Genomic DNA, 5,939 nt, shown 5'->3' on the forward strand with positions numbered 1-5,939 from the left:
GCGCCAGGCCATTCACCAGCCACAGCGTGACGGCATCCGCAACGCTTTCCCCCGCCGGCACCGTGAAGTCCTGCAAGGCGGAAAAGGCGATGAACTGAATGTTCACCACCACGATGCCGAACAGCGCGAACAGGCGTAGCGTGTCTGGCATTAAGGCGCGTTGGTTTGGCGTCATGGCAAGCGCTTCGCTGTCACCCGCATATGGCTAGTGGAGGAGTCGTCTCGCTGCCGCTTTTGGCGGGAAGCGACGACCATTTGAGGTCGCGAAGGCGCTACTCGTCCGCACTCTTGAAGATGCAGTGCTTCGCATAGGCGGTGGCCTCGTTGGCTGACCAGTCGCCTTTGGCCTTGGCGTCCATGTCCTCGCACCAGGCATTGCTGCCGACTTCCGGCGCGCAGGCGGACAACAGAATGGCGCAGGCCATCAGGCCACCCAACAGGCTTCGTTTCATCATCTGGATATTTCCCCATTTTCTTAATAGGCCGTGATGCGGCCTGCGATCAGCCTGATCGCGCGTCTGGCGCATGCTACGGCCGATGCGTCAACGGGGAAAGTCGGCGCATTCGATGGTGCCTCGGCGGGGGTGCGTTATGCAGCGCCGGTAAGGTGCGCCTTCGCTGCGCGCTGACCCTCGACCATCCAACGGAAGACCAAGCATGTCGCAATCCGCGTTCCCCATCTGGCGCAAACCCCGTCACTACATGGATGACGAGGGCGCGAGCGACCACGTCCATTGGGTGGAGCTTTTTTTTGATCTCATCCACGTGGTGACGATCTTCCTGCTCGGCAACTTTCTGTCCCACCACCTGGACTGGCAGGGCTTCTGGGTCTTCACCGGCCTGTTCCTCGCCATCTTCTACGCCTGGGCGGACTGCTCGGTCTACAACTCACTCTACATCTCCACCGACATGACGCACCGCGCCGTCATGGCGGTGCAGATCGTCACGATGATGGTCATCGCCGCCGCGATTCCCAGTGTCATGGGCGGAGGTTGGGCCTACTTCGCCTTCGGTTACGCACTGAACCGGGCGCTGACTGCCTATCTGTACTGGCGGGCGCGCAGTGTCGGTGCCGAAGGCAGCCCACTGGCGCACGAGCAGGCCCGCAACTTCTTCATTCTGGCGGCTGTCTTCGCTGTCTTCGCTGTCTCCGCCTTTCTGGCCAAGCCGATGGCCTACTGGGTATTCGGCACGGGCGTGGTGATGATCCAGCTGCAGTACATGCTGCCGCGCATTGGCACCCTGCGGTTCGAGCGCTTCGTGCCCCGGCTGGGGCACATCGCTGAACGCTTCGGCCTGTTGATGCTCATCCTGCTGGGGGAGGGCTTCTTCAAGCTGGTGCTAACGCTGGCTGACAAGGGCGTCTACAAGGTCGGCGCCGGCACCTTATTCAACCTGATGATGGGTGGGCTCAGCCTCTTCGCACTCGCCTGGATCTATTTCGACGGCGCGGGCAACGCCCGGCCAAGAAGCCGCAGCAATGGCGTAATGCTGTCGTACTGGCTCGCGCACATCGCCATCCTCTGGGCCGCCGTCATGGTCGGGGTGGCGCTGGCCGGCGAGGTCTATGTGGGCCTATGGGAGAACTACCCAACCGGCTACGGCGCCATCGGCACCGTCGGCCTTGCCACCTTCCTCGGCGCGCTCTGGGTGCTGCAGCGGCTGGTGGAAGGCCGCGAGATCACCAATCGCTATCACACCGGCCCGGTACGCGCCTTCGGCATCGGCATGGCGCTGCTGCTGCTCGTCCTACACCCCCATGTACCGGCATTGATCGGCAATATGATCTGGGGCCTGGCGATTTTCTCGCAGGTGGCCGTGCCGCTGTATTGGGCGGTTAGGGATATGCGGGGTGGGGTGGTTGGTTGAAGGCTGTGGGCTCGGTCGATTCGTACGAACGCGGTAGAGGGTTCTTGACGGGGAACGCCTGAGTTAAGCGGCGCTTGAGGCGACGCCCGCTTTTTCGGTTGCAAAAAAGGGTGGCGGCTTAAGTGTCCCCTGCAACGATTTGTTAGGCCTAGGCCACGCTATTGCTAACCTTTGGATTCTTCGCTCGTAGTCTCGCTACGTGCTCCGGCACTGAGTAACTTTGCATGGTACGCAGTCTCTCTTCTGCCTCCGTGAGAACCGTGTAGTAGTCTGCATGAAAGGCTTTATCGGGGGATTCAAAAAGGCTCTCGACGACTGCTGCCAAAGCACTACACCCCGACCGAAGCCTTTCCACCTTCAAAAAATCGAGGTCATTAAGGGCATTTGATAGGGGGTCATTTTTGTTATAGCCATTCTGATTGAGCGCCACTGCCCATTGGCCATGCGCAATCTTATTCCGTAGCTGGCTTGGTTCTTCTATGTACTCTCGGAGGAGCCCTTCTATGCGTTGCTTCCGGTTCGGAATATCCCCGCCACTCGCGTTGATGTGCCGTAGCGAAAGATTGACAGCCTTCTTCCAGCCAGCCGTTATGCCAAATCTCTTGATATGGCGTTTGATTTGCTCGATTTCATCTAGTTCGAAGCAATGTGGTGTATGGATGAGCTTGTAGAAAGTTGCTTCGGTCCAGCAGCTGTAGAGAAAGGCCAACAATTTTGTCTGTATCTCGACAAGCGCCAAGTCGTTGTTTATAAGTGCCTTATTCAGGACCCGGCGAACCTGCTTGAATGCGGTATCGAGTTTCCTAACATTGGCGTTCTGCCAGTAGAATATTCTTAGCTGCTGCGCCCGATCCATCTCAACTCCAGGTAGGTAAAGTTCACTCCAATAAATGAACTTTACCTACCCGGAATCGAACCGGGATTCATGCAACAAGTGCATGCGTCTTAGCCATATTAGACGATAGGTGTAGTTAGACTTTAACACTTGCATCGCGACTCAACAAGAGGCGTAACGTCAGTGCTCAGCCGCGCTGCTTTGCGGCGTTGGCTGAAGCGCATTGTTCGCTTTTCTCTGGAAAATGTTCTGAACGTTTTCAACGAGACTGGGATTGCTAGTGGACGCAATTACCCCATATCTCGGAACAGTGCCTTTATGGTTTCGATAGTGATCGTAGAAGATCTCTACCGCCTCGGTCCCGACACTGGAATCTCTGCCCTGAATCTTGCATTCGATATGGTCTCGGGTCGCCCCTAACACCAAGTCCGCAAACTGCATCAGTGGGCTGTGGTTGGCCCTAGTGAAATGTAGAGAATGCGAAAACCCGAGAAGCTCAAGGGGACCAGAGAGGGCCGGCCTCGGAGAAGAGGCTTTTCCGAAGTGAAAGAGCCTGTAGTAACCTCGGTCGAAAGGCTTCGAGTCGTTGTCCGGCGGCCAATCTAGCACGCACTGCCATTTCCCACCTAGTTCTTTGGCCTCCAATCCAGCTCGCATGAGCACATTTTCGAAGCAATACGTATTCAAATCGTTCTTTACTCGCTGAATTACGTCCTTTTCCTCCGAGTGCGCCTCGATACATGACACGATCACCTGGTACTCGATGTCGTTTACTTGCCGAAGCATCTCTAGTCGCCAATTCCGTGACTCGGCCAGCATCTTCTTGTATTCCTGTTTCTTGTCGAATTCGTCATACTTTTTCTTGATAGACGTGTCCTTGAAGTTCCATTTCACAGGCATGTTTGGGTGTGTGTATTGCTTCTTTACGTGTCTGATCTTCTCAATTATTGCTTCTTCTGAGGCCCTATTCACGATCACACCGCCGAAAAGGTGGACCTTCCTAGGAGCGTCCTCTGTTGAGGTCTTTGCGTAAGTGTCATCTGCGTAGAGTATGTGCATGGTCTGCAAGCTAACAGTGATAAGGCGGACAGCCGCAGGATGTAAACCAAGCCAACCTCCACATAACTCTCAACGCATGAGGTGCCATGCGTGGTCGTGCGCGATGCCGGCTGCTTAAGGAAATCACGCGAAAATAGGGTCGTGCACAACTTCGCCTTGAGAGTGGCTGGTTCCGGTTGTGAGGATGTCTCGCGCTCATATGGACGGTTGCGCGTGCAATCCTTATTCGGGCCGAGTCGGCTGCTGCTCTTTGAGCCGCGCCAGCCATCAAGTGGGACGTTAGGTGCCGCAGCTTGCTGGTATTCATTGGGTAGGCGAGAGGAAGGTGGTCAGATTCGGCGGCCGGTAATGCTCGTCCTTCTCATACCGCTCCAACACCGAAGGATGAACCCGCGTGGTGATGCCCTCGGGCGTCAGGTTCCGCGGTTGCGATCTTCGAAGCCGGTAGATGTGCCGGTTGGAGCGGTGCACGGAGGCTTTGACGCTGGGCTTCAGCTCGGTCTTGATGTGTTTCTCGATGTTGAGACCGGCGGCTTCGGCTTCTTCGATCATCCATTGCAGAGGGAAATCGCTGGCCAGTCGGCATTGTTTGTCGGGTTGGTAGCCACCGCCGATGTCACCGTGGACGCCGGCGAACCAGACTTGCTGGATGTCACGGTTGTCGTGTTCCTGCAGGAAGGTGGGTTCGAAGTCTTCCCGGCGTTCGTCTATGGCCAGGGCGTGACGGGCGATGGCGACGTTGGGGCCGAGCTTGGTGTCGTAGAACTCGTCGGTGCGGTCGAAGAGGCCGAGGAAGGAGAAGGGGATGCCGAGGGCACCAACCGTGTCGAATACGCCCAGAAAGCGGATGTGGCGTTCGGGGTAGCTGTACTGCTTGCGGAAGTCGATGGACTTCTTGGCTTCCGGTTTGTAGGCCTTGTTCTCGTTCTTGTAGTGCGCGAAGGCCTGCGCGATGCGATTGGCGTCCGGGCGTTTGAGGATGCCGCAGTTGTTGATGAGTCCGCACAGGCTGCGCACGGTGTACGCGCCTCGGCTGAAGCCGAACAGAAAGATCTCGGCGCCGGGGGTGTAGTTCTGCACGATGTAGCGGTAGGCGTCGGTGATGTTCTTGTGGATACCGCGGCCGCTAATGCCTCCGCTCAGCTTGCCGTGGTAGGAACCGATGCCCCAGTCGTAGAAGACATGCTGATCATTATCAGCGTTGTCCCAGGGTTGTATGGCGCGCGCCAGGCGCAGGATGTTGGTCGGTGTGTCGGCTTCGACATCCTCTTCCGGTCGATTCCATGTGCCGTCCGCACAGATGACGATCCGTTTCGGCATGGTGTACTCCCCCTGCTGCGCGTGCCGTCAAGGTTACGCGCGGAACACATGTAGTGGAAGCCATGGGTTTTGCTGCACCTTTCAGCGCTCAGAGCGCTCATAGGCGTCCACTATGGCCTGACTGGAGAAATGCTACTTCGGGCCAGGAGCCATCTGGCGTTAGTGTTCCAACGACAGCAATGGCGCGACGACGTGCCTTGCCGGTGTCACGCCAGCCCTCTAGGGTTGGAACAATCGGCCAATCTGTTGGCTGCAATGGTCAGCGGGCCGTCAGAGGCGACGCAGCAAAGGAAAAGGAGCGAGCAATGGGCGCAATCGAAGGTCAGACCACCGGCAAATGCCCGGTGATGCACGGCGGTAATACGGAAGTAGGCAACAGTGTGGTGAATTGGTGGCCGAAGTCGCTGAACTTGGACATCCTCCATCAGCACGACCACAAGACGAATCCGCTGGGTGAAAACTTTAGTTACCGCGAGGCCGTCAAGCAGCTCGACGTCAAGGCGCTAAAGCAAGACCTGCACAACCTGATGACGGACAGCCAGGAATGGTGGCCGGCCGACTGGGGCCACTACGGCGGCCTGATGATCCGCATGGCGTGGCACGCCGCGGGCACCTATCGCATCGCCGACGGCCGCGGTGGTGGGGGCACAGGCAACCAGCGCTTTGCACCCATCAACAGCTGGCCGGACAACGGCAACCTCGACAAGGCGCGCCGTCTGCTGTGGCCGATCAAGAAGAAGTACGGCAACAAGCTCAGCTGGGCGGATCTGTTCATCCTCGCCGGCAATGTCGCCTATGAATCGATGGGCCTGAAGACCTTTGGCTTCGCCTTTGGTCGCGAGGACATCTGGCACCC

Annotated in this window: 6 protein-coding genes; 2 read left to right on the forward strand and 4 right to left on the reverse strand. The window is 57.6% G+C overall.

Going from position 1 to position 5,939, the window contains the following annotated elements; genetic code table 11:
• Positions 1 to 272 precede the first annotated feature (272 nt).
• Positions 273 to 527, reverse strand: coding sequence for a DUF3012 domain-containing protein (locus MRY84_RS14240; RefSeq protein ID WP_291506372.1), 255 nt, complete (start codon positions 525 to 527; stop codon positions 273 to 275).
• A gap of 130 nt (positions 528 to 657) precedes the next feature.
• Between MRY84_RS14240 and MRY84_RS14245 the strand changes: the two genes are divergently transcribed.
• On the forward strand, positions 658 to 1,869 hold the full coding sequence (locus MRY84_RS14245) for a low temperature requirement protein A (protein ID WP_223055212.1): 1,212 nt from the start codon (positions 658 to 660) through the stop codon (positions 1,867 to 1,869).
• A gap of 148 nt (positions 1,870 to 2,017) precedes the next feature.
• Here MRY84_RS14245 and MRY84_RS14250 read toward each other — a convergent pair whose 3' ends face one another.
• From MRY84_RS14250 to MRY84_RS14260, 3 genes are all read right to left on the reverse strand, one after another.
• Positions 2,018 to 2,725 (reverse strand): TM1812 family CRISPR-associated protein, encoded by a 708-nt coding sequence (locus MRY84_RS14250; protein ID WP_223055213.1) that lies wholly within the window; start codon positions 2,723 to 2,725, stop codon positions 2,018 to 2,020.
• 159 nt (positions 2,726 to 2,884) lie between these two features.
• Entirely contained in the window at positions 2,885 to 3,763 is an 879-nt protein-coding gene (locus MRY84_RS14255) for a DUF3800 domain-containing protein (RefSeq protein ID WP_223055214.1), read from the reverse strand.
• A 303-nt stretch (positions 3,764 to 4,066) separates the two neighbouring features.
• Entirely contained in the window at positions 4,067 to 5,083 is a 1,017-nt protein-coding gene (locus MRY84_RS14260) for a DUF2235 domain-containing protein (protein ID WP_223055215.1), read from the reverse strand.
• Between the two features lie 305 nt (positions 5,084 to 5,388).
• Between MRY84_RS14260 and MRY84_RS14265 the strand changes: the two genes are divergently transcribed.
• The coding region (locus MRY84_RS14265) for a peroxidase family protein (protein WP_363317549.1) at positions 5,389 to 5,939 on the forward strand (551 nt) is incomplete at its 3' end.

The organism is Acidovorax sp., assembly GCF_022763525.1.
Lineage (GTDB): Bacteria > Pseudomonadota > Gammaproteobacteria > Burkholderiales > Burkholderiaceae_C > Acidovorax.